The sequence below is a fragment of the Halorubrum yunnanense genome, from assembly GCF_026586675.1.
GTDB lineage: Archaea > Halobacteriota > Halobacteria > Halobacteriales > Haloferacaceae > Halorubrum > Halorubrum yunnanense.
In genome coordinates this window covers 17,011-43,205 of sequence record NZ_JAODIX010000031.1, presented here as the reverse complement: position 1 = coordinate 43,205, position 26,195 = coordinate 17,011, and the positions used below count along the sequence as shown (strand labels likewise).

The 26,195-nt window shown below is 69.5% G+C and carries 18 protein-coding genes and 1 tRNA gene; 5 read left to right on the top strand and 14 right to left on the bottom strand.

Translation table 11 applies throughout. The features are described 5' to 3' along the window. Positions 1 to 11: 11 nt before the first annotated feature. The 5 genes from N5096_RS08490 to N5096_RS08470 are packed head-to-tail and all read right to left on the bottom strand — an operon-like array spanning position 12 to position 7,969. Positions 12 to 1,004 (bottom strand): DUF7261 family protein, encoded by a 993-nt coding sequence (locus N5096_RS08490; RefSeq protein ID WP_267663957.1) that lies wholly within the window; start codon positions 1,002 to 1,004, stop codon positions 12 to 14. Further along, on the bottom strand, positions 992 to 1,594 hold the full coding sequence (locus N5096_RS08485) for a DUF7288 family protein (protein ID WP_267663956.1): 603 nt from the start codon (positions 1,592 to 1,594) through the stop codon (positions 992 to 994). Before N5096_RS08485 ends, N5096_RS08490 begins: the two co-directional genes overlap by 13 nt. A gap of 2 nt (positions 1,595 to 1,596) precedes the next feature. Next, on the bottom strand, positions 1,597 to 2,169 hold the full coding sequence (locus tag N5096_RS08480; protein ID WP_267663954.1) for a DUF7287 family protein: 573 nt from the start codon (positions 2,167 to 2,169) through the stop codon (positions 1,597 to 1,599). Then, positions 2,159 to 4,195, bottom strand: a complete 2,037-nt coding sequence (locus tag N5096_RS08475) for a type II secretion system F family protein (RefSeq protein WP_267663952.1) — start codon at positions 4,193 to 4,195, stop codon at positions 2,159 to 2,161. Before N5096_RS08475 ends, N5096_RS08480 begins: the two co-directional genes overlap by 11 nt. Positions 4,196 to 4,222: 27 nt before the next feature. After that, a complete protein-coding gene (locus N5096_RS08470) occupies positions 4,223 to 7,969 on the bottom strand; it encodes an ATPase, T2SS/T4P/T4SS family (RefSeq protein ID WP_267663950.1) in 3,747 nt (1,248 codons plus the stop codon). Positions 7,970 to 8,079: 110 nt separating this feature from the next. Here N5096_RS08470 and N5096_RS08465 point away from each other — a divergent pair, with 110 nt between their 5' ends. After that, complete coding sequence (locus N5096_RS08465) at positions 8,080 to 8,781, top strand: DUF1405 domain-containing protein (protein ID WP_267663948.1); 702 nt, start codon at positions 8,080 to 8,082, stop codon at positions 8,779 to 8,781. A 276-nt stretch (positions 8,782 to 9,057) separates the two neighbouring features. On the opposite strand, the gene N5096_RS08460 is transcribed toward N5096_RS08465, so the two are convergent. Together N5096_RS08460 and N5096_RS08455 are read right to left on the bottom strand one after the other, a co-directional pair. Beyond that, positions 9,058 to 9,130, bottom strand: a tRNA-Arg gene (locus tag N5096_RS08460). A 53-nt stretch (positions 9,131 to 9,183) separates the two neighbouring features. Further along, the gene (locus N5096_RS08455; protein WP_267663947.1) at positions 9,184 to 9,489 is read right to left on the bottom strand and encodes a Sec-independent protein translocase subunit TatA/TatB; all 306 of its coding nucleotides are present in this window, start codon (positions 9,487 to 9,489) and stop codon (positions 9,184 to 9,186) included. A gap of 161 nt (positions 9,490 to 9,650) precedes the next feature. On the opposite strand from N5096_RS08455, the gene N5096_RS08450 reads away from it, so the two are divergent. After that, positions 9,651 to 10,121 (top strand): redoxin domain-containing protein, encoded by a 471-nt coding sequence (locus tag N5096_RS08450; protein ID WP_267663946.1) that lies wholly within the window; start codon positions 9,651 to 9,653, stop codon positions 10,119 to 10,121. 17 nt (positions 10,122 to 10,138) lie between these two features. Here the strand turns inward: N5096_RS08450 and N5096_RS08445 are convergent, their stop codons facing one another. The 4 genes from N5096_RS08445 to N5096_RS08430 form a co-directional block, all read right to left on the bottom strand. Then, a complete protein-coding gene (locus N5096_RS08445; RefSeq protein ID WP_267663945.1) occupies positions 10,139 to 12,253 on the bottom strand; it encodes an AMP-binding protein in 2,115 nt (704 codons plus the stop codon). Between the two features lie 90 nt (positions 12,254 to 12,343). Then, positions 12,344 to 14,884: a DNA gyrase subunit A gene (gene gyrA / locus N5096_RS08440; protein WP_267663943.1), complete on the bottom strand. Its 2,541-nt coding sequence runs from the start codon at positions 14,882 to 14,884 to the stop codon at positions 12,344 to 12,346. Beyond that, on the bottom strand, positions 14,881 to 16,821 hold the full coding sequence (gene gyrB, locus N5096_RS08435; protein WP_267663942.1) for a DNA topoisomerase (ATP-hydrolyzing) subunit B: 1,941 nt from the start codon (positions 16,819 to 16,821) through the stop codon (positions 14,881 to 14,883). The genes gyrA and gyrB overlap by 4 nt, the downstream gene beginning before the upstream one ends. Before the next feature lie 87 nt (positions 16,822 to 16,908). After that, complete coding sequence (locus N5096_RS08430; RefSeq protein ID WP_267663940.1) at positions 16,909 to 17,880, bottom strand: hypothetical protein; 972 nt, start codon at positions 17,878 to 17,880, stop codon at positions 16,909 to 16,911. Between the two features lie 145 nt (positions 17,881 to 18,025). Between N5096_RS08430 and N5096_RS08425 the strand changes: the two genes are divergently transcribed. After that, on the top strand, positions 18,026 to 19,237 hold the full coding sequence (locus N5096_RS08425; protein ID WP_267663938.1) for an iron-containing alcohol dehydrogenase family protein: 1,212 nt from the start codon (positions 18,026 to 18,028) through the stop codon (positions 19,235 to 19,237). 21 nt (positions 19,238 to 19,258) lie between these two features. Here the strand turns inward: N5096_RS08425 and N5096_RS08420 are convergent, their stop codons facing one another. Beyond that, a complete protein-coding gene (locus N5096_RS08420) occupies positions 19,259 to 20,515 on the bottom strand; it encodes a carboxypeptidase regulatory-like domain-containing protein (protein ID WP_267663937.1) in 1,257 nt (418 codons plus the stop codon). Between the two features lie 226 nt (positions 20,516 to 20,741). Here N5096_RS08420 and ileS point away from each other — a divergent pair, with 226 nt between their 5' ends. Together ileS and N5096_RS08410 are read left to right on the top strand one after the other, a co-directional pair. Beyond that, positions 20,742 to 23,894, top strand: a complete 3,153-nt coding sequence (gene ileS / locus N5096_RS08415) for an isoleucine--tRNA ligase (RefSeq protein ID WP_267663935.1) — start codon at positions 20,742 to 20,744, stop codon at positions 23,892 to 23,894. A 191-nt stretch (positions 23,895 to 24,085) separates the two neighbouring features. Next, positions 24,086 to 24,556, top strand: coding sequence for a GNAT family N-acetyltransferase (locus N5096_RS08410; protein WP_267663934.1), 471 nt, complete (start codon positions 24,086 to 24,088; stop codon positions 24,554 to 24,556). Positions 24,557 to 24,697: 141 nt separating this feature from the next. Here N5096_RS08410 and lrpA1 read toward each other — a convergent pair whose 3' ends face one another. Then, a complete protein-coding gene (gene lrpA1 / locus N5096_RS08405; protein ID WP_267663933.1) occupies positions 24,698 to 25,126 on the bottom strand; it encodes an HTH-type transcriptional regulator LrpA1 in 429 nt (142 codons plus the stop codon). Positions 25,127 to 25,253: 127 nt separating this feature from the next. Beyond that, on the bottom strand, positions 25,254 to 26,192 hold the full coding sequence (locus N5096_RS08400) for a thiamine pyrophosphate-dependent enzyme (RefSeq protein WP_267663932.1): 939 nt from the start codon (positions 26,190 to 26,192) through the stop codon (positions 25,254 to 25,256). Positions 26,193 to 26,195: the final 3 nt, after the last annotated feature.

The following is a 26,195-nucleotide window of genomic DNA, read 5'->3' as shown; positions in this document are numbered from 1 at the left end:
GGCCGACCCGGTCACGCATCCGGCTCACCCGGGGCGACCCGAATCGTCGTCTCGAACCGGAGCTCCGCGGTCCGGTATCGGAGGTCGATCGCCGCGTCGTACACCGCGGCCGTGGGGTCGAGGTCCGAGGCGACGGCGTCGCCCGACTCGGGGAGGACGGTCGCGGTCAGCTCGCCGTCGGCCGCGTCGGCGTTCTCGACGCCCACGTCGTACGCGTCCCCCGAGTCGACGAGAGCCGTCGGCCAGAGCCCCGGACAGGGCTCGCCGCCGAGCCGCCCGCCGGTGAGGTCGACCGCGACCCGGTCGTCCCCGCTCGCGCCGATCTCACAGAGGACAGACGGTGGGTCTCCGTCGTCGCCGACCGCGACCGTGACCAGGTCGGTCGCCGACTCGTTCCGGTACACGTAGACCTCATCGGTCCCGCCCCCCGAGGCGTTGAGGACGACGTGGAACGCGTCGTCGGGGGCCGACGCCGCGCTCGTCTCCGCGAGCGCCGACGCGTTGAGGTCGAGCACGAGCCCACGGGTCCGGTTGACCCCTCCGGCGACGGTGGTCTCGTTCGCCGTCTCCGGAATCCCAGCGTCGATCCGTCTCCCGTTCCGGATCGCCGAGGAGTCGGTCTCGAGGCTGAGGGTCCCCCCTCTCCCCGCGTAGGTGCGGAGGAGGTCCTCGTCGAGGGCGGCGATTCCGTCGCTCACCCCGTCTCGCACCTCGGCGTGCGTGCTCTCGTTCGTGGCGTTCCGGTTGGTCGCGTCGACGACGGACCCGGCCCCCTCGACCGCGGCCGCCCTGACCTCCAGCGCCTCGCCGTCGGCCGCCTCGACGCCGCGGGTCGCGAGGTTCTCGCTGTAGATGGTAGCGTTCAACAGGATCACGAGCGTCACCAGCGAGACGGCCATGACCAGCCCGGCGACGAGCAGGAGCTGCCCGCGGTCGGCATCGCGGAACCGCCCGGAGCCGTCGGATCGGCCGCTCGCCGGAGGCGGAGCGTTCACATCCGCCATACGGTAATTCGCACCTCCACGTGGTCGTACACCGCGCCGTCGCCGTCGGGCGCGGCGTAGAACGCGCCGGAGTCGTTCCCGTCGGCCAGCCCCGCCAGCGTCGTCTCCTCGTACCCCGGCGCGGTCAGGTTCGCGTCGTCCGGGAGCGACACCGCGCGGGTCGCGGTCACGGCGTTGTCGCTCGGCGACCCCATGTCGACGACCTCGGTCCGGTTCCGGTCGCCGTGACGGACCTCGACGTTGAACGCGACCCGTCTGTCGAGGAACGTGCGGTTCAGCGCCTCGCCGAACCCGTTCGGCGGCCCGGCGCGGGTGTAGGTGCCGAACTCGGGGTGAGCCCCCGCGAACGTCCCGTTTTCGGGGTTCCAGTAGAGGAGCGCCTCCCGGAGGTCCCCGTTCTCGGCACTCGTCGCCAGCAGGTCGGTCGCGACCGCCCGCTGCTGGTTCTCGATGTGCTGGTTCGAGGTGCTGGCGGAGAGCGGCGTCACGGCGGTCGCCTGGAGCGCGAACGCGAGCCCGGCGACGAGCAGGATCGCGGCCGCAAACGCCTCCAGAGTGTGCGCCTGCGCTCGGTCGTCGCTCCGGAACATGGTCACCACACCCGCACCGTGAGCCGGTACTGCGTCCCGTCGAGCGAGACGAGTCGCCGCGAGACGGTGACGTCGCCGCCCCCGGTCGCGCCCCCGCCGTCCGTCGAGCGGGAGAGTTCGACGTCCTCGAACGTCCCGTGGCGGGTCGGGATCGTGAGGGTCGACGCGTTCTCGCTCGGACGGGTCTCGTTGAGCGCGTGGATCACGACCTGGACGTCGCCGTCGATCCCGAAGTGAGCCGTCGGGCTCTCGGCGGCGGCGGGGTGACAGTCGGCGTCGGTCCCGAGCGTCGCGTTGGACTCGAAGAAGGCGACGGTGCAGGCCGGCGACAGCACGCCGGGCTCCGCCGGCGACGCCGCGAGCAGATCGCCGGCGAGCCCCGCCGCGACGCGATCGCTCACGAGCGGCGAGGCGGTGTCGGCCGCGGTGAACGGGTCGAACAGCGTCGGGACGAACGCGACGACGAACGCGAGCGTCAGCAGGAACACGCTCGCGCCGATGGCGAAGTCGATCGGGGTCTGAGCGCGGGCCGTTTCGCCCAACGCGGGCCCCCGCGTCCGCGGCTCACCCGACATAGATCCACACCCCCAGCGCGAGCGTCATCAGGACCACCGCGAACTTGACGCCGGAGATGATGTCGGCGTTGCGGATGTAGCCGCTGATGAAGCCGGACAGCACCGCCTGCAGGGTCACCGCGTGGAAGAACAGCATCGAGAGGACGTCGGGGTCGACGCCGCCACCCCCCCCGAAGCCGGCGCCCGCGCCCCCGCCCCCGCCGTCCGCCTGCGAGGAGAGGTCGCCCATCACGTCGATGAACTGGGTCTGGAGGATCGCCATCACGCCGAGCAGGGTGACGTACGTCATGACGATGATCGCCACCTGCATCCGGGTTCGGGAGACGCGATCGCGCTCGATGTCGTCCTGGTTCTCGGAGGCCTGCGCCGCCGTCGTCAGCACGTCCGTGATCTGCGAGGAAGCCTCCTGCGCCTCCGAGATGAGCTTCACCGTCCGGGCGAGCCGCGGGACCGCGTACTTGTTGTTGAACTCGACCATGGCGTCCCGGAGGCTCATCCCGTAGTTCACCTTCGCGTGGATCACCTCGAACTCCTCGGCGAGCTGCCCCGTGGACGTCTCCGAGACCGTCTGGACCGACTCCAGCAGGGTCTGGCCGGTGTCATTCGCCGAGGAGAGCTTCCGGAGGCTCTCGGAGAGCTTGCCGGTGATCGCCCGCTTCGAGCGCTGGCTCCACTCGTGGAAGGCGGCGAGCGGGAGCAACACGAGGTACGCCGGGACGTAGACCCAGACGAACGCCGACCAGACGGGGCGGGCGACCCACCCGTCGAAGGTCGTCGGCGCGTTGCCGGTGAGCGCGGCGATGCCGACGATCGCGATCGCGGCCGGCACGGTCAGCGCCAGCGTGTACAGCGGGTTGTCGCGCAGGAAGACGTGCGGCGCCGAGACGATCTGCATCGTCTTGTACGTCCCTTCCCGCTCGCGGATCCGGTCGAAGACCCCGAAGCGACCGACGAACCCCTCGATCAGGCCGAAGTGGAGCAGCCCCTCTTTGCTCGTCTGTCTGAGCCGCTCGCTGCCCCCGTCGGGGCGGAGGTAGCCGTCGCCCGGCTCGTCCTGCTTGACCGTTGAGACGAGCACGAGGAAGCCGACCCCGGTCAGCGGGATCAGGGCGTACACCGTCGCGTACAGCAGGCGGTCGTCGGCCTCGCCCATCATCCCCATGATGACGAGGATGATGATGAGGAGGAGCGGAAAAAGCGAGAGCGTCATATACATCTCGCCGAACAGCTCCAGCGTCTCGAGGGTCATCTCGCGCTCCTGTTTCGACGTCCGGAGGTGTTTCTCCTTTTTGTCCTCCAGGAAGCTCTCCATGTCCCCGCCGGAGTTGACGATCGAGAGCATGTCCGCGAGGAACTGCGAGAGCTCGTCGGAGGGGGTCTCCATCGACTGCTGGCGGATCGCGTTCCGGTAGTCGGTGCCGAAGTACTCCGTCTCGTTGACGATGCTCTGGAACTCGCGGGAGACCTCGCCGTAGGTGTCCTCCGCCGTCGCCATCGCGCGGAGGATCTCAAGCTGGTTGAGCCCGCCGACCGAGAGCGCGTACATGAACGAGACGGAGTCCGCGAGCAGAAGGTTGATTTCGCGTTCCCGCGAGGAGGCCCGCGAGTAGGGGATCGCGACGACGCCGCCGAACCCGAGCGCGAACCCGAGCGAGCCGAAGACGAGCCCGCTTATCAGGACCGCGGTCGGGACGACCAGCGACCGCAGCAGGTTCCGAATCGCCGGCGTCGGCGCCGGCATGCCGAGTGACAGCGAGCTCGGGGCGACCAGCCCGAGCGAGAACGCGCCGTACCCGAGCAGCGTCCCGAGCGCCCAGAGGAGCCCGCCGACGAGCAGCCCGGCGCCGAGCGCCCGGGAGACGTACATCTCCACCTGGTCCGGCATCCGCGCCTCCGCGAGCTTGCGCTCGACGTCCCCGACGAAGTCGCCGTCGGCGTCGAACAGCAGCTCGAAGACAGGGTAGAACAGCGCCGCGAGGACGTCGCCGTCCGCGGAGCCGTCGCCGACCCCCGTGTCGAGACTCACGCGACCCACCTCGTGGGGGACACGGCGCTACCGCTCCTCCGGGGATTCGACCGTGCCGAACCCCCAGTCGTCGATGTCGTCGCCCTCGTCCCCGGTCTCATCCTCGTCTTCGGGCGGCTCCTCGGGCTCGTCGCTCTCCTCGGCGGCCGGGTCCAACACGTCGACCCCCTCCGCGAACGGCTCGTCGAAGTCGATCTCGTCGCCCTCGCCGTCCGGGTCGGGGCCTTCCGCCTCCGAGCGGCCGTCGTCCGGCGCCGAGCGGTCGTCACCCGGGGCCGAACCGTTCGTCGCCTCCGTGCGGTCCACCTCCGAGCGGCCGTCGCCCGGTGCCGAACCGTTCGTCGCCTCCGTCCGGTCCACCTCCGAGCGGCCGTCGCCCGGCGCCGAGCCGTTCGTCGCCTCCGTGCGTCCGTCTCCGCCCGAGGTTCGGTCGCTCGGGCCGACGCGAGGACCGCCGTCCACCGGGCTGGCGTCGGCAACTCCCCGGAAGTCCTCGTCGGCGACGGGTTCGATCGACGAAGGGTCGCCCTCGGGCTCGACGCCGTCGGCCGCGACGCTCGTGTCGGCGTCGGTCGGCGCTCCGTCGGAGGGCGCACCTGCGCCGTCCGAGTCGGCCTCTGGCCGCTCAGGACCGGCCGCCTCGGGGTGGAGCGCGGACGCCTCGCGCGCCGTCTCCGCGAGGGTCTCGTGGTCGGCGTCGGGCGTCGCCTCGACGTCGCGAGCGGGGGCCACGTCAAGCAGCGCGTCGGCGACGGAGTCGGGCATCCGGCCGCGGTACTCGGCGAACAGGTCCTCGGCCTCGGCGAGGATCCGCTCGACCTCCCGGCGGCCCGCCTCGTCCGGGTCCGGCCGGGGAACCATCTCCTCCTTGTCGCGGTCGACGTTGATGAGGACGGACTCCATCTCCCGGAGGTCCTCCAGCGAGCGCTCCAGCTCCTCGTTGGCCATCAGTGCGAGCACCGTCTCGGGGTCGTTGATGAACGCCTGGAACGTCGCCGCCACCTGCGCGTAGCTGTTGAGCTCGCGGTCGATGAGGTACGCCAGCACGACTCGCCGCTTCCGGAGCTCGTCGTTCAGCGTCTCGCGGCTCCACCCGCGGTCGAACATGATATCCTCGAGGGTGTTCGAGTCGCCCATCTGGAGGAACTCGTCCGTCTCCGCCTGCCACTGGAACACGTCCTGGACGTTGATCTCGTCGTTCTCGGCGTCGTAGTGGTTGATCTCGGTGAGCGACTTGTTCCGGCGCACCTTCTTGCCCTGCACCCGGGTCGACGTCTGGACGGAGACCAGGTCGAGGGCGGTGAACATCGTCTTCGAGACGTTGATCGGCTCGGTCGTGAACCGCTTGAGCACCTCGCCGACCGTGTCGGCGTGGAAGGTGGTGTAGGTGGTGTGACCGGTGGACATCACCTGGAAGGCGGTCCGGCCCTCCTCGCCTCGGATCTCGCCCATCACGATGTAGTCGGGGCGCTGGCGGAGCGCGGCCTCCAGCAGGTCGAACTCGTCGATGTCGCCCTTGTCGTCGTCGGAGAAAGAGGGGCGGGTGACGGAGGCGATCCAGTTGCGCTGGGGGAGCTCGACCTCGCGGGTGTCCTCGATCGAGACGATCTTGGCGTTCGAGGGAATAAACAGAGAGACCGCGTTCAGGCTCGTGGTCTTCCCGGAGGCCGTGCCCCCCGCGAAGATCAGGCTCTTGTGGTTCTCGATCGAGAGCCAGAGGAACGCCATCTCGTCGAGCGAGAATGTCTTCCAGTTGATCAGGTCGATCGGCGTGAACGGGATCTCGTTGAACTGCCGGATGGTGTAGTTGGTGCCGTGGTCCGACACCTCGCGGCCGAGCGTGAGCTGGGCGCGGGAGCCGTCCGGCAGGGTGGCGTCCACCTGCGGGCGCCGCTTCGAGATCCCCTTCCCGGAGCGCTGCGCGAGCTTCACGACGAAGTCGTCGAGCTCGTCGGTCCCGTGGTAGACGTTGGTGATGATCTGCTCGTAGTCGGAGTGGTAGACGAAGACGGGGGAGTCGTACCCGTCACAGGAGATGTCCTCGACGTTGATGTCGTACTTGATCGGGTCGATGCGCTCGTAGCCGATGAAGTCCCGCTTGAGGTAGTACAGCAGCTTCTCGACCTGGTGCTCGGAGAGGGTCTCCGGGTCCTCGGCCAGCACCGCGGGCTCGGGTCGAGCGAGGATCTTCGCCGGTGCCGGCTCCGACTCCGTCGGGGGTTCGTAGCCGAGCGACTCGGAGATCCGGGCGGCGATCCCCTCCGTGACGTCGAAGCCGAACCGATCGACCGCCTCGTCGACGAGGTCGTCGATCACCCCGCGGTCGCCCGCCTCGCGCTCGTAGAGCTCGTACCGGTCGAGGAGGGTGAGCGCCTCGTCGACGATCACGTCCTTGCGGAACTCCTCGTCGCCGCCGGCGATCCCCTCGTCGGCGTACTTGATCGAGGTCCGGAGCTTCCCGGTCAGGAACTCGACGAGGTCCGTCTCGATCTCGGTCCGGTACGGCTGGACCGCGTAGTACTTCACCTCGTTCTCTTTTGTCGAGCGGAACACGATCACGAACGCGTACGGCTTGTTCACCCAGTACCGCTCGATCTCGCGGAAGTGGGTCTTCTTCGGCATCGGCACCGCCTTCTCCAAGTCGTACCGGTTCGCGAGGGTGGTGTCGCCCCCGGCCGTCGAGAAGAACTCGTCCTCGTCGACCTCGGGGTTCACGTTCACCGTGCGCTCGTCGACTAGGTCGGCGAGCTCGTCGGCGGCTCCCCCGCCCGCGCCCAGCAGCTCCTCGGTCCGGTCGGGGTCGAACCCCAGCGCGTCCGTCTTGTCCTCGTGGGTGAACTCGAGGGGCTCCTCGTCCTCGTCGGTCGGGGGGGTTCCCTCCTCGTCGAGGAAGTACTCGTCGCGGTAGTCGTCCCACGTGTAGTACCGCTTGAGCACCGGCACCGAGTACGGGTCGTATCGGGCCGCACACAGGTCCCAGAGAACGTCGCCGACGGCCGCGGCCGCCCGGACCCGGTACCCCGTCTCCGACGGTTCGAACCCGAGGGACTCGCTCGGGTCGACGTCGACGCGCGCCCACTCCTCGGCGGTCGGCGCGCGTCTCGGAACGGCCTCGACGTCGGCGGCGGCGACGGCGACCGTTCCGGTGACGCAGTCGGGGCCGACTTCGATCCCCGGCTCGTCGTCGGACTCGGCCGTGTCGGAGTCGAACCTGTCGGTCTCGCCGTTCGGATCGTCCGCGGCGTCGCCGTCTCCGAGGTCGTCGTCGAGGGCACCGTCGCGCTCGGCGTCTTCGACGGCCTCCCCGTCGGTATCGTCGGTTTCCCCCTCGTCGCCGGTCGGGTCCTCCTCCTCGTCGCCCGACGGTTGGAACGCCCCGGAGTCCACCGCCGCCGTCGATGTGCCGTCGGGGACGACGGCGTCACCGGTGAGCACGACGTGGTCTTCGCCCACCACGAACGTCCCCGCGTCCGGCGTCCCGTGACCGGAGACCGGCGTGTCGCCGTCGGCCACGAACGGCTCGCCGACGCCCGACGCGCGGAGCACGCGGTCGGCGCCGCTCTCGGCGTGCGCGGCGACGGCGCTCGCCGGGACTGCCGGCTCCTCGCCGACGTCCGCGTACAGCTCCGCCGCGGCGTCGGCGCGGCCGCGGTCGGTCAGGAACGACCGCCAAGAGTAGCGGCCGCGCGTGACGGGCGCGACGGACGCCAGCGGCGCTTCCGCCGCCGCCTCGTCGGGCGACTGCGGCGAGCGCTCGGCGTCCTCGGTTGCCATGCGTGCGAAAACAGGTCGACCGTTGAAAAAGGTGTCTCGCAAAACCCCGGGACTGATAATCACCGACTGAGAGGGTCGGCTTTTAGGTCAATGCGCGCCGAAGCGACGGCGTGGCATCCCCAGACGACGCTTCGGTCCGCGACGCGCTCGGTCGCCTCCGACGACCGGCCGTGCGCCGTCGCGTTCGCGCGGCGATCGCCGAGGAGCTGCTCGGCACGCCTCGGAGCCTCGGCGTCGTGCTCGCGTTCGTCGCGTTCATGCTCGCGGTGGGAATCGGCTACTACGCCCCGACCGCCGGCGACGTACCGGTCCCCCTGTGGCCGTTGTACGCGGACTCGGCGGTCGCAGTCGCGCTCGGCGGAGTTGTCCTTTTAAGCCTCGTACCCGCGGTGCGCCGCGGTGGCCGCGTCGCCGACGCGCGGACGTCACGGGCGCTGGCGTACCTCCACACCCTCGCGTTCGTCTGGCTGGTTACGTTCGGCCTCTGGCCGCTGGTGTCGTTGAACCTCGCCTTCTCGCGGTACGTCGCGGCCCCCGACGCGTGGATCTACTACTGGGGCGTGCTCGGCACGCACCTCTGTTTCGTCGGCCTCGCGCTGCTGTTCCCGGCGTTCGGCCGGACGACCCGCGGCGCGCTGGGGCTCGCGCTCGCGCTCGCCGTCGGCAACGTCGCCCTCGACTACGGGCTCGGCTACCACCCGCCCCTCTTGTACGAGCCCGGCCCGCTGCTGGCGGGCGCGACGCTCGCGATCGCCGTCGGAGCGGTGTGGCTCGCGTGGCGGTCGTTCCCGCGATTAGACGATTCTTTTTAAAAAGGTGCGGCGCGACGGGATCCACGCGAGCGAACGGAGTGAGCGAGCGTGGAGCCAGTCGCGCCCGTGACTGAGCGAAGCGAAGGAACGGACGCGACGGGATTCGAACCGGAATCAGACGTGCTCGCTCGCTGCGCGCGACTGATAGGGTTCGAATCCCGCTTGTGCCGCTACTGCTCATTTCGTTCGCAGGTAGCGGGCGCGGCGGGATCCACGCGAGCGAACGGAGTGAGCGAGCGTGGAGCCAGTCGCGCCCGTATCGAACGGAGTGAGATACGGGCGCGACGGGATTCGAACCCGCGATCGAGAGGTTAGGAACCTCTCGCCCTGTCCGCTAGGCCACGCGCCCAACGCGGGTGGAGAAGATGTCGCGGCGGGGATCGGTCGGCGTCGCCGGGCGGTCTACGCGCTCGTCTCTTTCTCGGTCTCGAGGTCCTCGTCCTCGTCGACGATCGCGTCCCGGTCGACGGTCGAGTCGGCGTCGACCGTCGAGTCCGCCTCGACCGCCGAGTCCTCGTCGCCCTGCATCTGCTGTAGTTCGTCCTCTACCTCCTCGCGTCCCTTCTTGAACTCGCCCATCGCCTGGCCGGTCGACCGAGCGAGCTTCGGAATCTTGTTCGCTCCGAACAGGAGGACCAGCACGAGCAGGATAATGAGGAGCTCAGGGCCCGCCGGAATGCCGCCGATTAGTGGAATCGCACTTGCCATCTCTATCCGGCTGTAGCCCGCTTGCGATTATAGTCTTTTTGCCTCGGTGAGCCGACGCGAGGTCGTCGTTAGCGGGGCAACGCCCCCGGAAATTCCACCGTATCGGTGACCCGACCGGCGGACGGCGAAACCGTGATACGCCCGCGGCGCAACCGACGGGTATGACAGCCGTCGGCGACGACGCCCCCGACTTCACCGCCTCGCTCGTGGACGACGACATCGAGCCGTTCCGACTGGCCGACCACCTCGGCGACGAGCCCGTGGTGCTCGCCTTCTTTCCGGCCGCCTTCTCGAACACCTGCACCGACGAGATGGAGGCGCTCCGAGACGGGTTCGACCGCGGTGACTGCACCCTGTTCGGCGTGAGCACCGACCTCCCGCACGCGCTGGCCGCCTACCGGACGGAGTACGAGCTCCCGTTCGCGCTCGTGGCCGACCCGGCCCACCGCGCGATAGAGGCGTACGAGGTGATCGAGTCGTTCGACCACTACGGCGTCGACACGGTCGCACGGCGGGCCGTCTTCGTGATCGACGGCGACGGCGTCGTGACGTACCGCTGGCTCGCGGAGAACGCCGGACAGGAGCCGGACTACGACGCGCTGGCGGCGGCGGTCGCGGACGCGGCCGAATAGCGCTGCCGTCGCGACCGTCAGGCCGCGTCGCGGAGGTCCGCCAACGCCTCCGGGTTCTCCATCGACGAGAGGTCACCGGGGTCCTCCCCTTTATATACCGACTCGATGGCGCGCCGGATGATCTTCCCGGACTGCGTCTTCGGAAAGGCGTCGACGAACAGCAACTCGCGCGGCCGGAACGGCTTCCCGTGCTCCTCGCCCACGAGCGCGCGCAGCTCCGCGCGGAGGTCGTCGCCCGGCTCGACGCCCGGTTCGAGGACGACGTACGCGACCACCGCGGTGCCGGTCGTGTCGTCCGGAACGCCGACCGCGGCCGCCTGGTTGACGGCGTCGTGGTCGATGAGCACGCCCTCGATCTCGGCCGGGCCGACCTTCCGCCCGGCGACGTTCAGGGCGTCGTCGGCGCGCCCGTGGAGGAACCAGAAGCCGTCGTCGTCCTTCTGCGCGAAGTCGCCGTGGTCCCACAGGTCTTCCCACGTCGACCAGTACTCCTCGAGGTAGCGCTCGTCGCCGGACCACAGCGACTTCGTCATCGACGGACAGGAGTCGCGGGCGACGAGGTAGCCGCGCTCGCCCGACTCCCTGACGGACTCTCCCGCCTCGTCGACGATGTCGATGTCCATCCCGAGCCCGGGGCCCCCGAGCGTGCAGGGCTTCAGCGGCCGGTTCGGCATCGGCATCAGGAAGCAGCCGCAGATCTCGGTGCCGCCGGAGATGTTGATGATCGGGCAGTCGCCGCCGCCGACCGCGTCGTAGAACCAGCGCCACGACTCGGGGTCCCACGGCTCGCCGGTCGAACCCAAGATCCGGAGCGAGGAGAGGTCGTGGCCCTCGACCCACTCGTCGTCTCCGACTCCCTCGGAGTCGGATGGCTCGTCGGACCCCGTCCGACGGCTGCCGTGCTTCCGGAGCGCGCGGATCGCGGTCGGCGAGATGCCGAACTGCGTGATCCCGTGGCGGTCGATCAGCTCCCAGAAGCGGTCGGGCTCGGGGTGGTCCGGCGCGCCCTCGTACATCACCACGGTGCCGCCGAACGCGTGGTTCCCGATTAGCGTCCACGGCCCCATCATCCAGCCGATATCGGAGACCCAGAAGAAGCGGTCGCCGGGCTTCCGGTCGAAGCCGAAGTGGATCTCCTTGGCGCACTGCGTGAGGACGCCCGCGTGGGTGTGGACGATCCCCTTCGGCTCGCCCGTCGTCCCCGAGGAGTACAGCAGCATGGACGCCTGGTCGCTGGGGAGTCGCTTCGTCTCGTAGTCGGTCGGTCGCGAGGCGACAGCCTCGTCCCACGTGGCGTCGCGGTCGGGATGCCACGGGACCGGATCGGTGGCGGCGCCCGCCGGATCGGTGGCGGCGCTCGCCGCGTCGCTTTCGCCGCCCTCGTCGCTCGCCGGCGTCGCGCCCAAGCGGTCGTACACCACGGTGTGCTCAACGTGCCCCGCGTCCGCGATCGCCTCGTCGGCGGTCGCCTTCAGCCGCACCTCGCTCCCGCGGCGGTAGAAGCCGTCGCCCGTGAACAGGACCGCCGGCTCGGCGTCGGCGATCCGGGTCGCCGTCGCCTCGGTGCCGAACCCCGAGAAGATCGGCACCGCGATGGCGCCGACCTTCAGGCAGGCGTAGAGGATCGAAGCGACCTCGGGCACCATCGGCATGTACAGCCCCACGGTGTCCCCGGTCTCGACGCCGACCGAGTCGAGGTAGTTGGCGACGCGGTTCGTCTGCCGGGCCAACTCGCGGAAGGTCACCTCCCGAACGTCGCCGGGTTCCCCCTCCCAGATCAGCGCGACTCGGTCGCGGTTCGGGGCGTCGGCCGCGGCGTGGCGGTCGACGACGTTGTGCGCGACGTTGATCTCGCCGCCGGGGTACCAGTCGGCGAACTGCGGCCCGTCGGCGTCGTCTCGGACCGCATCGTAGTCGGCGTAGAAGTCGATATCGAGGTAGTCGACGACCTCGTCCCAGAACCAGTCGACGCCGGACTCGGGCTCGCCGGCGACTTCCGAGGTGGTGCGTTCGATCAGCGCCTCGTAGTCGTCGATCCCGTACTCGTCCATGAACGCGGCGACGTTCGTCGACTCGGCGAACGCCTCAGTAGGCTCGTGTACGATCTCGTCTATCCCCTCGTACTCGTCCATCCCGTCCGAGAGTTTCCGCGGTGACCCTAAGTAATTTTCCTGGGGTACGCGTCACCCCGGGCCGGGACGCTCGCTGCTACGGCGGGGACGCTACTCGGCGTCGATGACCTCGTCGACGCCGGGGGCGTCGTCCTCCGGGGCTCCGTCCATCCCGGCGTCGTCGCCGGCCTCCTCGGCGGCGTGCGTCGCCTCGGGAACGATGTCGACCGAGGCGACCGCGTCGTCCGGCTCCAGGTTCATCACGATGACGCCCTTCGTGTTGCGGCTCACGGTCGAGATCTCCTCGACGCGGGTCCGCATGATCTGGCCCTCGCCGCTCATCGCGACCAGGTGGTCGCCGCGGGTGACCGCCTCGATGGCGACGACCTCGCCGTTCCGGTCGCCGGTCTTGATGTCGACGAGGCCCTTCCCGTTGCGGGACTGCGGCCGGTACTCGTCGAGGTCGGAGCGCTTCCCGTAGCCGTTCTCCGTGACGGTGAGCACCCAGTTGTGGTAGTCCTCGTCGATGGCGGCCACACCGGCGACCGCGTCGCCCTCGCGGAGGTCGATCCCGATCACGCCGCGGGCGGTCCGGCCCATCGCGCGTGCCTCCGACTCGTCGAACCGGATCGCCATCCCGTTCCGGCTCCCGATGACGATGTCCGCGTCGCCGTCGGTCACCTCGACGTCGACGAGTTCGTCGCCGTCCTCCAGCCGGATCGCGCGGATCCCCGTCGACATGATGTTAGCGAACTCGTCGACCGCGGTCCGCTTGATGTAGCCGTCGGCGGTGACCATCGTGAGGAACTCGTCGTCGTCCAAGTCCTCCGTGTTGACGACCGCCTCGATCTCCTCGCCGGCGTCGAGATCCAGGAGGTTGACCGCGGACTTCCCCCGGGCCGTCCGGGACATCTCCGGGATCTCGTACGTCTTCAGCTCGTAGATCTGCCCGCGGTTGGTGAAGACGAGCAGGTAGTCGTGGGAGTTGGCGGCGAAGACGGAGGAGACCCGGTCGCCCTCCTTGAGCCCGGTCCCGATGATTCCCTTGCCGCCGCGGTTCTGCGCCCGGAAGGTGTCGAGCGGCATCCGCTTGATGTAGTCGTCCTCGCTCATCACGACGACGCACTCCTCTTCCGGGATCAGGTCCTCGTGGGTGACGTTACCGACGTCCTCGATGAAGCTCGTGCGGCGCTCGTCACCGTACTCGGCTTTCATCTCGTGCAGCTCGTCGACGATCACGGCGTCGAGCTCGTCGGGGTCCGCGAGGATCGTCTCCAGCCGTTCAATCCGGGCGGTGACGTCCTCGTACTCCGACTCGATCTCCTGGGTCTCCATCGAGGTGAGCGACCCGAGCTGCATCCGAACGATGTGGGCCGCCTGCGCCTCGCTGAACTCGTACTGGGCCTCCAGCGCGGCCTTCGCGGCGTCGCGGTCGTCGGAGTCCTGGATCGTCTCGACCACGTCGTCGACCCGTTCGAGCGCCTTCAGGCGCCCCTCGAGGATGTGCGCGCGGTCCTCGCGCTCCCCGAGCTCGTGCTCGGAGCGCCGACGCACGACCTCGCGGCGGTGCTCGACGTAGTGACGGAGCGTCTCTTTTAAATCCAACACCTGCGGCGAGCCGTCGACCAGCGCGAGGTTGATGACGCCGAAGGTGCGCTCGAGGTGGCTCTCCAACAGCTGGTTCTTGACGACCTCTGCCATCGCGTCGCGCTTGAGCTCGATGACGATGCGCATCCCGTCGCGGTCGGACTCGTCGCGGAGGTCGCGGATTCCCTCGATCGCGCCCTCGTTGACGTCCTCGGCGATGCACTCGACGAGCCGGGACTTGTTCTGCTGGAAGGGGAGCTCCGAGATGACGATCCGGCCCTCCTCCTCGTCAACCTCGAACTCGGCGCGGACGCGGAGGCGACCGCGACCCGTCTTGTACGCCTCGTGGACCGCGTTCCGGCCGACGATGTTCGCGCCAGTCGGGAAGTCCGGGCCCTCGACGTGCTCCATCAGGTCCTCGACGGTCGCGTCCGGGTTCTGGATCAGCTCGACCGTGGCGTCGACGACTTCGCCGAGGTTGTGCGGCGGGATGTTCGTCGACATCCCCACCGCGATCCCGGAGGAGCCGTTGACGAGCAGGTGCGGCACCGCCGAGGGCAACACCTCGGGCTCCTCCAAGCGGTCGTCGTAGTTGGCGGAGAAGTCGACGGTGTCGCGGTCGATGTCGGCCAGCAGCTCCTCGGCGATGGGGGCCATCCGAGCCTCCGTGTACCGCATCGCCGCCGGCGGGTCGCCGTCGACGGAGCCGAAGTTCCCCTGCCCGTCGACGAGGGGATACCGCATCGAGAAGTCCTGGGCCATCCGCGCGAGCGTGTCGTAGATGGCGCTGTCGCCGTGCGGGTGGTAGTCGCCCATCGTCTCGCCGACGATGGAGGACGACTTCCGGTGCGAGGAGTTGCTCGTGACGCCCGCCTCGTGCATCGCGTAGAGGATGCGCCGGTGGACGGGCTTGAGCCCGTCGCGGACGTCGGGGAGCGCGCGCCCCGCGATGACCGACATCGCGTAGTCGATGTACGACTGCTCCATCTCGTCCTCGATGCGGGCGTTCGTCACCTGTGCGGCGCGGATGTCGTTCGGGTCGGCGTCTGGTACGTCGGAGCTCATATGTCCACCCACTCGGCCTCGGTCGCGTGCTCTTTGATGAACTGCTTGCGCGGCTCGACCGCGTCGCCCATCAGCACGTTGAACATGCGGTCCGCCGCGGCGGCGTCGTCGATGTTGATCCGTTTGAGGATGCGATTTTCCGGGTCCATCGTCGTGTCCCACAGCTGCTCGGGGTTCATCTCGCCGAGGCCCTTGAACCGCTGGACCTGGTCCGGGTTGCCGTCGCATTTCTCCTCGACGAGGCGGTCGCGCTCGGCCTCGGTCATCGCGTCGTACGTCTCGCCGCGGTAGCGGACGCGGTAGAGGGGCGGCTGGGCCGCGTAGACGTAACCTGCCTCTAAGAGAGGCTTCATGTGCCGGTAGAGGAGCGTCAACAACAGCGTCCGGATGTGCGCGCCGTCGACGTCGGCGTCCGTCATCAGGATGATCCGGTTGTACCGGACGTCGTCGATGTCGAACTCCTCGCCGATCCCCGCGCCGATCGCCGTGATCAGCGCACGGATCTCGTCGTTCTCTAAGATGCGGTCGAGCCGGTGTTTCTCGACGTTGAGGATCTTCCCTTTCAGCGGGAGGATCGCCTGATTCTCGCGGTTGCGGCCCTGCTTGGCCGAGCCGCCCGCGGAGTCGCCCTCGACGACGAACAGCTCCGCCTCGGTCGGGTCGCGCGTCTGACAGTCGGCAAGCTTGCCGGGCAGCGCCGTCGACTCCAGCGCCGATTTCCGGCGGGTGAGCTCTTCGGCTTTCTTCGCGGCCTTGCGCGCTCGCGCGGCCTCCGCGGCCTTGTGGACGACTTTGCGGGCAGTGTCGGGGTTCTCCTCGAAGAAGGTCCCGAGCTTCTCGTGGGTCGCGGACTCGACGATGCCGCGGACCTCGCTGTTGCCGAGCTTCGTCTTCGTCTGCCCCTCGAACTGCGGGTCGGGGTGTTTCACCGAGATGACGGCCGTGAGCCCCTCGCGCACGTCCTCGCCTTTGAGGTTCGCGTCGAGGTCGTCGACGAGCCCGTGCTCGTTGGCGTAGTCGTTGACGGTCCGCGTGAGGGCGGTCTTGAACCCGGTGAGGTGGGTACCGCCCTCGCGGGTGTTGATGTTGTTCGCGAACGCGTGGACGGAGCCTTGCAGCTCCTCTGTCGCCTGCATTGCGACCTCGACGTGGATGTCCTCGTCCTCGTCCTCGAAGTAGATGACGTCCTCGTGAATCGGCGTCCGGGTCTCGTTGAGGTAGCCGACGAACTCGCGGATGCCGCCGTCGTAGCGGAACGTCTCCTCGTCGCCCGCGTCGTCGGCGTCGGTGTCCGCATCGCGCTCGTCGGCGAGCGTGACGCCGACGCCGGAGTTGAGGAAGGCCAACTCGCGCAGGCGGTTGGCGAGCGTCGAGAACTCGAACGCGTTCGTCTCGAAGATCTCGCCGTCGGGCCAGAAGCGGATGTACGTCCCGGTGTCCTCGCCCTCGTCGATGTCGCGGACGCGCTCGAACCCGTCCTCGACGGGCTCGCCGCGGGCGAACTCGTGACGGTAGACGCCGCCGTCGCGTTTCACCTCGACCTCCAGGCGCTCAGAGAGGGCGTTGACGACGCTGACGCCGACGCCGTGGAGGCCGCCGGAGACCTGGTAGGACTTGGAGTCGAACTTCCCCCCGGCGTGGAGGACGGTCATGATCACTTCGAGCGCCGGCCGGTCGTACTTCTCGTGGGTGTCGACCGGGATCCCGCGCCCGTCGTCGCTGACGCTGACGGAGCCGTCTCCGTGAATCGTCACGGTGATCTCGTCGCAGTGGCCCGCGAGGGCCTCGTCGATGGAGTTGTCGACGACCTCGTAGACGAGATGGTGTAACCCTCGACCGTCCGTGGACCCGATATACATCGCCGGACGCTTACGGACGGCCTGTAGTCCCTCGAGGACCTGGATCTGGCCGGCTCCGTATTCACTCTGCTCTGACATAGAACTTGACTTAACTAGTTCTCGGCGGGTTATAAACCCGGCGCACGCGCACGCGGGCGTGAGGGGCGCGACCGGCAGAGGACCGAGTCACTCCTCGTCCGTACGCCCGAGCGACGCCGCGCCGCCCGACCCGCCGCGGCGCTCGTCGAGAAACGCCCGTGCACGATCGACGACCGACGCGCGGAACCGGGCAATGTCGACCTCGTGGGGGCCAGTCTCTCCCTCCCCGAACTGCAGGGCTGTCTCCCTAGCGACCGCCTCGAGGGTCCGGTCCGCGAGGCCGTCGACCGTCGCCGGCTCGCCGCGCCGCTCGAGGGCCGCGACGATCGGCTCGAACCGCTTCGAGACGGCGTGGGTCGCGGCGAGCTCCTCGAGGTCCGCAGGACAGCCGTCTCGTCCGTCGGCCGCGCGCTCGTCCCCGACGAGGGGGTCCGCGTCGTCGCCCGCTCTCCGAATCATCCCGCGTCCGCCGCGCTTGTTCCGGACGACGACGCCCGCGGCCGGGCCGTCGCGCCACGCCGACGCCGGGACCGCGTAGTCGTCGGGGTCGAAGTCGCGGGCGTTCACCTCGCGCGCCACCGCGTTGACCGGCTCCAGTCCGATCCCGTCGAAGATCGCCGCGGCGGCGTCGGGCGGTCGGAAGGTCCCCTCTCCCGCTCTCGCGCCCGCTCCCTCGCGCGCGGTCGCCTCGTCGGCCGCTCCCACCCACACGTCGGTGCCGAGAAACGGCGGGATCCGGTCCCAGTCGTAGTCCGTCCCGCGGCGGCGGGTCGCGACGCCGAGGAACGTCACGCCGGCGGGCTCGTCGACGGCGCTCCGGAGCGCCTCTCGGTCGAACCGCTCGCGGACGCCTCTGACCGCGGGCCGGAGCGCGATCGGGACCGCGTCGAGGTCGGCGTACGTCGCTTCTGGACCGCCGAACCGGAGGAGTCCGGACTCGTCCATCGAGAAGCGTAGGCCCGTCCCGTCGATCAGTTCGAGGAGCCAGAGGTGGCCCTGAAGGAGGTCGTCGGGCGTCTCCGGGGCGTCGAGGTCGGGGAGCGGGGGGAACCGGTGCATGGTGTGTCGGTCGATCGACCGGACCTGAGGCTCCGACCCGCAGCGGGTTGGCTCTTGTGGAGGCGGCTCCGACCGGCACCGTCGATCGCCCGGCGGACCGCCGACTCCCACAGCTACAAGCGGCAGCCGGGCGTAGGCGACCGCGATGCTACCGATCGCGGACACCTTCGAGCACGACTACCGGGGCTGTGAGATCCTGTACGGACGGGGTCGCGCGAGCGAGCTGAGCGCGGTCCTCGGCGAGAGGGGGCTCGGCGACGCGCTCGTCGTCTGCGGCTCCAACGTCGGCGCCAACGACGACCTGATGGACCCCGTCCGGGAGGGGCTCGGCGACCGGTTCGCCGGCGTCTTCGACGGGACGACTCCCGGCAAGCGCGTCGAGACGGCGTACGACCTCCTGGATAAGCGCGCCGAGGTCGGCGCGGAGGCCCTCGTCGCGGTCGGCGGTGGCAGCAGCCTCGACGTCGCCCGGCAGGCGGCGATGCTCGACGTCGACAGCCGGGACCTCAACGGGCTCCGCGCCGACGCGGCGGACGGCCCCGACGCGCTCGGGTCGCTCGCGCCCGGGGTCGACCCCTCGCTCCCGGTCGCCGTGGTCCCGACGACGTTCGCAGGCGCGGACCTCTCCACGGGCGGCTCGCTGGAGGTGCTTTCCGCCGACGAGTCGCCCACCGGTCAGCCGCTGACCGTCAGCGGGGACGGACCGATGCCGGTCGTCGACCTCGCCGACCCGGCGCTGTTCGAGACGACTCCGGAGTCGGCGCTCGCGGGGTCGGCGATGAACGGCTTCGACAAGGGGATCGAGACGCCGTACGCGAGCGACGCGACACCCGTGAGCGACGCGAGCGCGGTCCACGGGCTGCGGCTCCTCACCGACGCACTCCCCCGAGTGGCCGGAGACCGGCCGGCGAGCGAGACCGCGATGGACCGGGCCGTGGTCGGCGCGCTGCTCGTCCAGTTCGACCGCCGGATCTCGGTGATCCACGCGTTCGGCCACGGGTTCGCGCGACGCTACGACGTCCAGCAGGGCGACGTCCACGCGATCGTCGCGCCGCACGTCCTCGCGTACCTCTTCGACGAGGTCGACGCGAGCCGCCGGGCGCTCGCCGCTGGACTGGGCGTCGACGCCGACGGCCGCGACGACGACGCGATAGCGGAGGACGTCGTGGACGCCGTCGCCGCGGTCCGCGACGCGCTGGCGGTTCCGGGGCGGCTCCGGGATATCCCGGCGGCCGACGAGGCCGACCTCCCGGCGATCGCCGAGTACGTCGTCGACGACTGGTGTATGGACCGCGCTCCCGAGGGCCTCGACCCGACGCCGGAGGCGATCGAGGGCGTGTTGCGCTCAGCGTGGTGACGGGAGGCGCGCCGTTTCCCCTCAGCGACCGCGCCGGCGACCCGCGACGCCGGCCGCGGCGAGCACCGCGAGGACCGCCGCGACGGCCCCGAAGCCGGGAGCGCCGTCGTCGGTGCTCCCCGAACCCTCGTCGGCGTCGTCGGAGGCGTTTTCGGCGTCCGAGCCGTTCCCGTCGGCCTCCGCCGCGGTCTCGACGCCCTCAACCGTCACCGGATCGGACTCGACGTCCCCGTCGCGCGCGACGATCGTCCGGTCGCCGGCGGACGATATCGGGAGGCCGACCTCCCCGCGATCGTCGGTCTCGCCGACCGCTTCGCCGTCGACCTCGACGGTCGCGCCGACCGCCGGCTCGTCGTACGCGTTCCGCACCGTCACCCGGGTAGTCTCCCCGACGAGCACCCGCTCGTTCGCCGGCCTGACGGACAGCGTGGGCGTCCGCTGGGCGGTCGCGTTCACGCTCGCCGAGGACTCGCGCACCCTGACCCGCTCGGGCGAGGCGTCGTACCCGTCCTTCACGACCGCCACCGTGTACGCGGCGTTCACGGGAACGGCGAGGGAGACGGTCCCCTCGGTCACGCTCACCTCGGCGTCGTACACCGACGAGGACACCCGGACCGACCCCGTCTCGATCGCGGCGGGCGGGTCGAAGTGGTCGTCGAGGGTCTGGACGTCGAGCGTGACGGTGCCGCGCTCGATACCGACCGTCGCCTCCGTGTTCAGCGACACCGACACCTCGCGCTCGCTCTCGTAGTACCCCGGCTTCACGACGGTGAACTCGTACGTGCCGCGCTCGAGGCGGGCCGTCTCGTAGACGCCGTCTCCGTCGGTCTCGCCGCGGTCGACCCTCCGTCCGTCCTCGCGGACCGTCACCCTCGCGCCGGCCTGCGACCGGTTCTGATCGTCGACGACCGCTACCGTGGCGGTGCCGCTGCGAGAGACCCCGAGCGCGACGTCTCCCCCGCTCGCGCTGGCGATCTCCAAGGGCCGGTTCCGGACGTAGGTGTCGTCGTCGACGTCCAGATCGACGCTCGCTCCTTCGGGGACGTCCAGAAGCACGTTGCCGTTGCTCGCCGTCGTGCCCGACGCGGTCCCCGTCTCGCCCGAGTCGGTCTCCCACGTCGCCTCGACGGCCACGCCGCTGACGGCGTCGCCGTCTTGGTCGGCCACCGAGACAGTGAGCGTGACCGGATCGGCGTTCTGACCGACCGCGCCGCCGGTCGCGACAATCGCGACGACCAGTACAGCCGCGCCCACGAGAGCCACGCGTGCAACGTTCATAGTCGGAGATAGGAGTCGGAATGATATATTGGTATGAGCCGATTACTCGGGCTGCCCACGGCGTTGACCCCGATTTCGTGCGGCGTCCGCCCCGCCTCGCCTCGCCCGCGGCGTTGACCCCGACTTCGTCGTACCTTCCGCGGCGTTGACCCCGACTTCGTCGTACCTTCCGCGGCGTTGACCCCGACTCCGCCGTATTCAAATACGCGCGCGCAGACCAACGCGTATGGAGCAGATCGACGACCAGTACGCGCCCGCGGACGTCGAGTCGGCGGTCGACGAGTACTGGGACGACGTGGACGCCTACGAGTCGGCAAAGGAGGCGCACGCCGACGACCCGCCCTTCTTCTTCGTGGACGGGCCGCCGTACACCTCCGGCCAGATGCACCTCGGCACGGCGTGGAACAAGACGCTGAAGGACGCGATCATCCGCCACAAGCGGATGACCGGCCACCGGGTCACCGACCGCCCGGGCTACGACATGCACGGGCTCCCGATCGAGGTGAAAGTCGAGGAGGAGCTCGGCTTCGAGAACAAGCGAGACATCGAGGAGTACGGGATGGAGCCGTTCATCGAGAAATGCAAGGAGTTCGCCGTCACCAACCGCGCGGCGATGGACGAGGACTTCAAGTCCATCGGCGTCTGGATGGACTGGGAGAACCCCTACGAGACGATCGACCCCGAGTACATGGAGGCCGCGTGGTGGGCGTTCTCCAACGTCGCCGACAACGGGCTCGTCGAGCAGGGGAAACGCTCCATCTCGCAGTGCCCGCGCTGCGAGACCGGGCTCGCCAACAACGAGGTCGAGTACGAGGACGTCGAGGACCCCTCCATCTACGTGAAGTTCCCGCTCGCGGACCGCGAGGGGAGCCTCGTCATCTGGACGACGACGCCGTGGACGATCCCCGCGAACACCTTCGTCGCCGTCGACGAGGAGCTCACGTACAACGCGGTCCGCGCCGAGAGGGACGGCGAGGAGGAGGTGCTCTACGTCGCCGCCGAGTGCGTCGAGGACGTGCTCGGGGAGGGCCGCTACGAGTCGTACGAGGTCGAGACCGAGCTGACGGGCGAGGAGCTCGTCGGGTTGGCGTACGACCACCCGCTCGCCGACCGCGTCGCGGAGTACCCAGACTTCGAGGGCGCCGGACAGGTGTACGCCGCCGACTACGTGGAGGCCGACCGTACCGGACTGGTCCACTCCGCGCCGGGCCACGGGGAGGAGGACTTCCACCGCGGCACCGAGCTGGGACTCGACATCCACTGCCCCGTCGGTCCCAACGGCGAGTTCGCCGAGGCCGCGGGCGAGTACGCGGGGCAGTTCGTGCGCGACGCCAACGACGAGATCGTCGACGATCTGGTCGCCGACGGCCACATGCTTGCGCACGGCACCGTCGACCACAGCTACGGGCACTGCTGGCGCTGCGACACCGGGATCATCCAGCTGGTCACCGACCAGTGGTTCATCTCGATCACGGACGTGAAAGCGGACCTCCTCGACAACATGGAGGAGTCCGAGTGGCACCCCCAGTGGGCCCGCGACAACCGGTTCCGCGACTTCATCGAGGACGCGCCCGACTGGAACGTCTCCCGCCAGCGCTACTGGGGGGTCCCGATCCCGATCTGGGTGCCGGAGGACGCCGAGGCCGGGAACCTCGACGAGGACATGATCGTGGTCGGCACCCGCGAGGAGCTCGCCGAGCGCGTCGAGGAGGACATCGATCCCGAGGCGATCGATCTCCACCGCCCCGCGGTCGACGACCTGACCATCGTCGAGGACGACACCACGTACCGCCGCGTCGAGGACGTATTCGACGTGTGGCTCGACTCCTCGGTCGCCAGCTGGGGCACGCTCGGGTACCCGAGCGACGAGGACGCCCACGACGAGCTGTGGCCCGCCGACTTCATCGTCGAGGCACACGACCAGACCCGGGGCTGGTTCTGGTCGCAGCTCGGGATGGGGACCGCCGCCGTCGGCGAGGTCCCGTATAAGGAGGTGCTGATGCACGGGTTCGCCAACGACGAGGACGGCCGCAAGATGTCGAAGTCGGTGGGGAACATCGTCACGCCCGAAGAAGCGATCGAACGCGCCGGCCGCGACCCGCTCCGCACGTACCTCCTCAGCCACGACCAGCAGGGGGTCGACCTCGCGTTCGAGTGGGACGGGCTCGGCGAGCTCCAGGGGAAGCTCAACATCCTCTGGAACGTCTTCCGCTTCCCGCTGGAGTACATGGAACTCGACGGCTACGACCCCGCCGAGGCCGACCTCTCGGACGGCGAGCTCGAGCTCGCCGACGAGTGGGTGCTCTCCCGGCTCCAGTCGGTCGAGACCGAGGTGACCGAGGCGTGGGCCGACTACCGCGTCAGCGACGCCGTCAACGCGATCATCGAGTTCGTCACGCAGGACGTCTCGCGGTTCTACGTGAAGGCGGTCCGCGACCGCATGTGGGAGGAGGCCGACTCCGCCTCGAAGCGCGGGGCCTACGCCACGCTCGCGACCGTCCTCGACGAGGTGATCCGGCTGCTCGCGCCGATCGCGCCGTACCTGACCGAGCGCATGTACCAGACGCTCGACGGCGAGGCCGCGACCGTCCACCAGCTCGACTACCCCGAGCCCGACGACGACCTGCGCGACCCGGACTTGGAGCGCGACGTGGCCGTCCTCCGCGACGTCGAGGAGGCCGCGGCGAACGCCCGCCAGCAGGCCGGCCGCAAGCTCCGGTGGCCCGTGCCGCGCGTGGTCGTCGAGAGCGACGACGACGAGGTGACCGCCGCGGTCGAGCGCCTCGCCGACCTGATCGGCGAGCGCGTCAACGCCCGCGAGGTGACCGTCACCGACGCGTTCGACGAGCTCGTCGAGACCGCCGAGCCGCAGATGGCCGAGATCGGGCCCGCCTTCGGCGCCGACGCCCAGAAGGTGATGGACGCGGTGCAGGGCGCGACCCGCGCGGCGGTCGAGGGCGGCGATGTGGCCGTCGACGGCGAGCCCGTCGACCTCGACGACGCGATGGTCGAGTACGTCGCCGAACCGCCCGAGGACGTCTCCGGCGCCGACTTCGACGGCGGGACCGTCTACGTGGACACCTCGCTCACCCCCGCGATCGAGTCGGAGGGGTACGCCCGCGACGTCATCCGCCGGATCCAGGAGATGCGCAAGGAGCTCGAGTTAGACGTCGAGGCTCGGATCCGCGTCGGGGTCGCCGTCGACGACGACCGAATCGCCGGCTTCGTCGACGAGCACGCCGACCTCATCGCCGGCGAGGTGCGGGCCGACGAGTGGCTTGACGACCCGAGCGACGCCGCTAACGCCGATGGCGGGCTCGTCGAGGAGTGGGACGTTGAGGACGTCGCCGTCACGATCGGGATCGAGCCGGTCGCGTAGGGCGCCACCGCGTGGAGCGACGACCGCGTTGGGCGCCGGTCGCGTGGAGCGTCGGTCCCGCAGACGCGCATCAGCCGCGCGGCAGACGGGTCGACCGGGGAACTGATCGCGCTTTTCGTTCGGACCGCCGCTCCTGTGTCAACAATTCTCATCCCGAAACCTATAGGTGAGTTCTTTACGTACAGTAATGTATGCATGTCCGGGCGGCGCGGCCCGACGACGCGGAGACGCTTCGGACGGCGGTCTCGCGGGCCCGCGAGACGACCGTCTTCGACGACATCGGATCCCCCCTTCTCGACGTGTCCGCCGCCGGCGTCCGCGAGGCCGCCGCGGAGGCGGAGTGGTCCTTCCTGATGGAGGACGACGACGGACCCGTCGGGGTCGCCATCGCCCACCCCGACGTCGGTGGATCGGAGGCCGAACTGCTCGCGCTGTGGGTCCATCCGAACCACGCGGGCGAGGGCGTCGCCGCCGAGCTGCTCTCGCGCGTCGCGTCGTCGGTGACCGACCGCGACGTCGACACGCTCCGGGCGACCGTCCCCGCGGACAGCCCGGGCGCACAGGAGTTCTTCGCCGCGCACGGGTTCAGCCCGCGCGGCACTCGGCGCGGTCACGCGGGCGAAGAGTCGATCGTCGCCGCCGACGCGGACGAGCTGCGGTAGCGCGCGGGCGAGGGTCGGCGCTCGCCGTCGGGGCGCCGGGCGTCGCGCCGCCAAGCGTCGCGGCGGTGACCGGGCGCCTAGTCGAACTCGCCTACCAATAGAAGCTTTCCACCGGGACCGAACCGTCCGGCCTTCGAGCCCTTACTTCAGGCGTTCCTGCAGGAACGAGGGGTGCGCGGCGGTGACGCCGTCGATGGCCAGCAGCTGCTCCGAGATGACGTCGCCGAGCTCGTCACCGTCGCCGGCGCGCACCTCGGCCATCAGCATGTGGTCGCCGGAGGAGGTGTACAGCGCCTGCACTTCGTCGAGCTCCTTCAGGTCGCGGGTCGCGCCCACGTACTTCCCGGAGTCGACGTCCATCCCCACCATGGCGATCGACTGCGACGAGAGCTTCTTCGGGTCGATCTCGGCCGAGTAGCCCACGATCACGCCCCGCTCTTCCAACCGGTCAATGTACTTCCGCACCGTCGGCTTCGAGACGTCGGCTCGGTCGGCGATCTCCGCGCAGGAGGCCTGCGCGTCCTCCTCTAACACCGATAGGATCCGTTCTTCCGTCGATACCGTGCTCATGCGTACGCTTTGTCGGCACGGAAAAAATACCTTGCGAAGCGAAAAACGAGACGAACGAACGACGAACCAGGGCGGGATCGGCCGTCGATCCCGGCTTACCGCCGCCTAAGGGTCGTCTGTCGAGGTGTCAGGCGTGTTTCTCGAGGAACATGTCGTGGGAGCGCTCCCACTCGTACTCGTCGTCCCAGTAGCGCTCGGCCAGCGGCTCGTCGGGCATCTCGCCGATCGCCTGCTTCTCCTCGCCGTACGAAGGGCGGTCCTCGTCGACGTAGTAGCGCCCGGTGAGGACCTCGCCCTCGTGGAGCGACTCCTCGGTCTCGCGCATCATCTCCGCGGCCTCGACGCGGTCCGTCTTGTCGAAGTCGTAGTCGTCGGACTCGTTGACGTCGATATACGGGACGTACTGGCGCGCGTCCTTGTTCCAGGTCGGGCACTGCGTGAGGAAGTCGACGTGCGCGAAGCCGTCGTGCTCGATCGCCTCGGTGATGATCTCCTTCGCCTGATTGGGGTTGACCGCGGCCGTGCGGGCGACGTAGGAGGCACCGGCGTTCAGCGACATCGAGAGCGGCTTGATGGGCTCTTTAGCGCTGCCGGACGGCTGCGTCTTCGACTTGTGGCCCTTCGGGCTGGTCGGGGAGGTCTGTCCCTTCGTGAGCCCGAAGATCTCGTTGTTGAAGACGATGTACGTCATGTCGTGGTTCTCCCGGGCCGTGTGGATGAAGTGGTTCCCGCCGATCCCGTAGCCGTCGCCGTCGCCGCCGGCGGCGATGACCTCGAGGTCGGGGTTCGCGAGCTTCGCGGCGCGGGCCACGGGCAGCGAGCGCCCGTGGATCGTGTGGAAGCCGTACGTGTCGAGGTAGCTGTTCAGCTTGCCCGAACAGCCGATCCCGGTACACAGCAGGGTCTCCTCGGGCGTGCGCCCGACCTCCGGAAGCGCCTGCTTCAGCGCCTTCAGGACGCTGAAGTCACCGCAGCCCGGACACCAGGTCGGCTGCGGCTCGACGCCGGGGGTGTACTCGTCGCGGTCGATCTCCCGCTCGTCTCCGATGGCTGAAAACGTGCTCATTGG

Coding starts and splice junctions, on each gene's coding strand:
- ileS (WP_267663935.1), top strand. CDS start 20,742: ATGGAGCAGATCGACGACCAGTACGCGCCCGCGGACGTCGAGTCGGCG.
- N5096_RS08490 (WP_267663957.1), bottom strand. CDS start 1,004: ATGGCGGATGTGAACGCTCCGCCTCCGGCGAGCGGCCGATCCGACGGC.
- N5096_RS08450 (WP_267663946.1), top strand. CDS start 9,651: ATGACAGCCGTCGGCGACGACGCCCCCGACTTCACCGCCTCGCTCGTG.
- N5096_RS08485 (WP_267663956.1), bottom strand. CDS start 1,594: ATGTTCCGGAGCGACGACCGAGCGCAGGCGCACACTCTGGAGGCGTTT.
- N5096_RS08470 (WP_267663950.1), bottom strand. CDS start 7,969: ATGGCAACCGAGGACGCCGAGCGCTCGCCGCAGTCGCCCGACGAGGCG.
- N5096_RS08455 (WP_267663947.1), bottom strand. CDS start 9,489: ATGGCAAGTGCGATTCCACTAATCGGCGGCATTCCGGCGGGCCCTGAG.
- N5096_RS08425 (WP_267663938.1), top strand. CDS start 18,026: ATGCTACCGATCGCGGACACCTTCGAGCACGACTACCGGGGCTGTGAG.
- gyrB (WP_267663942.1), bottom strand. CDS start 16,821: ATGTCAGAGCAGAGTGAATACGGAGCCGGCCAGATCCAGGTCCTCGAG.
- N5096_RS08430 (WP_267663940.1), bottom strand. CDS start 17,880: ATGCACCGGTTCCCCCCGCTCCCCGACCTCGACGCCCCGGAGACGCCC.
- N5096_RS08445 (WP_267663945.1), bottom strand. CDS start 12,253: ATGGACGAGTACGAGGGGATAGACGAGATCGTACACGAGCCTACTGAG.
- N5096_RS08410 (WP_267663934.1), top strand. CDS start 24,086: ATGCATGTCCGGGCGGCGCGGCCCGACGACGCGGAGACGCTTCGGACG.
- gyrA (WP_267663943.1), bottom strand. CDS start 14,884: ATGAGCTCCGACGTACCAGACGCCGACCCGAACGACATCCGCGCCGCA.
- N5096_RS08420 (WP_267663937.1), bottom strand. CDS start 20,515: ATGAACGTTGCACGCGTGGCTCTCGTGGGCGCGGCTGTACTGGTCGTC.
- N5096_RS08400 (WP_267663932.1), bottom strand. CDS start 26,192: ATGAGCACGTTTTCAGCCATCGGAGACGAGCGGGAGATCGACCGCGAC.
- N5096_RS08480 (WP_267663954.1), bottom strand. CDS start 2,169: ATGTCGGGTGAGCCGCGGACGCGGGGGCCCGCGTTGGGCGAAACGGCC.
- lrpA1 (WP_267663933.1), bottom strand. CDS start 25,126: ATGAGCACGGTATCGACGGAAGAACGGATCCTATCGGTGTTAGAGGAG.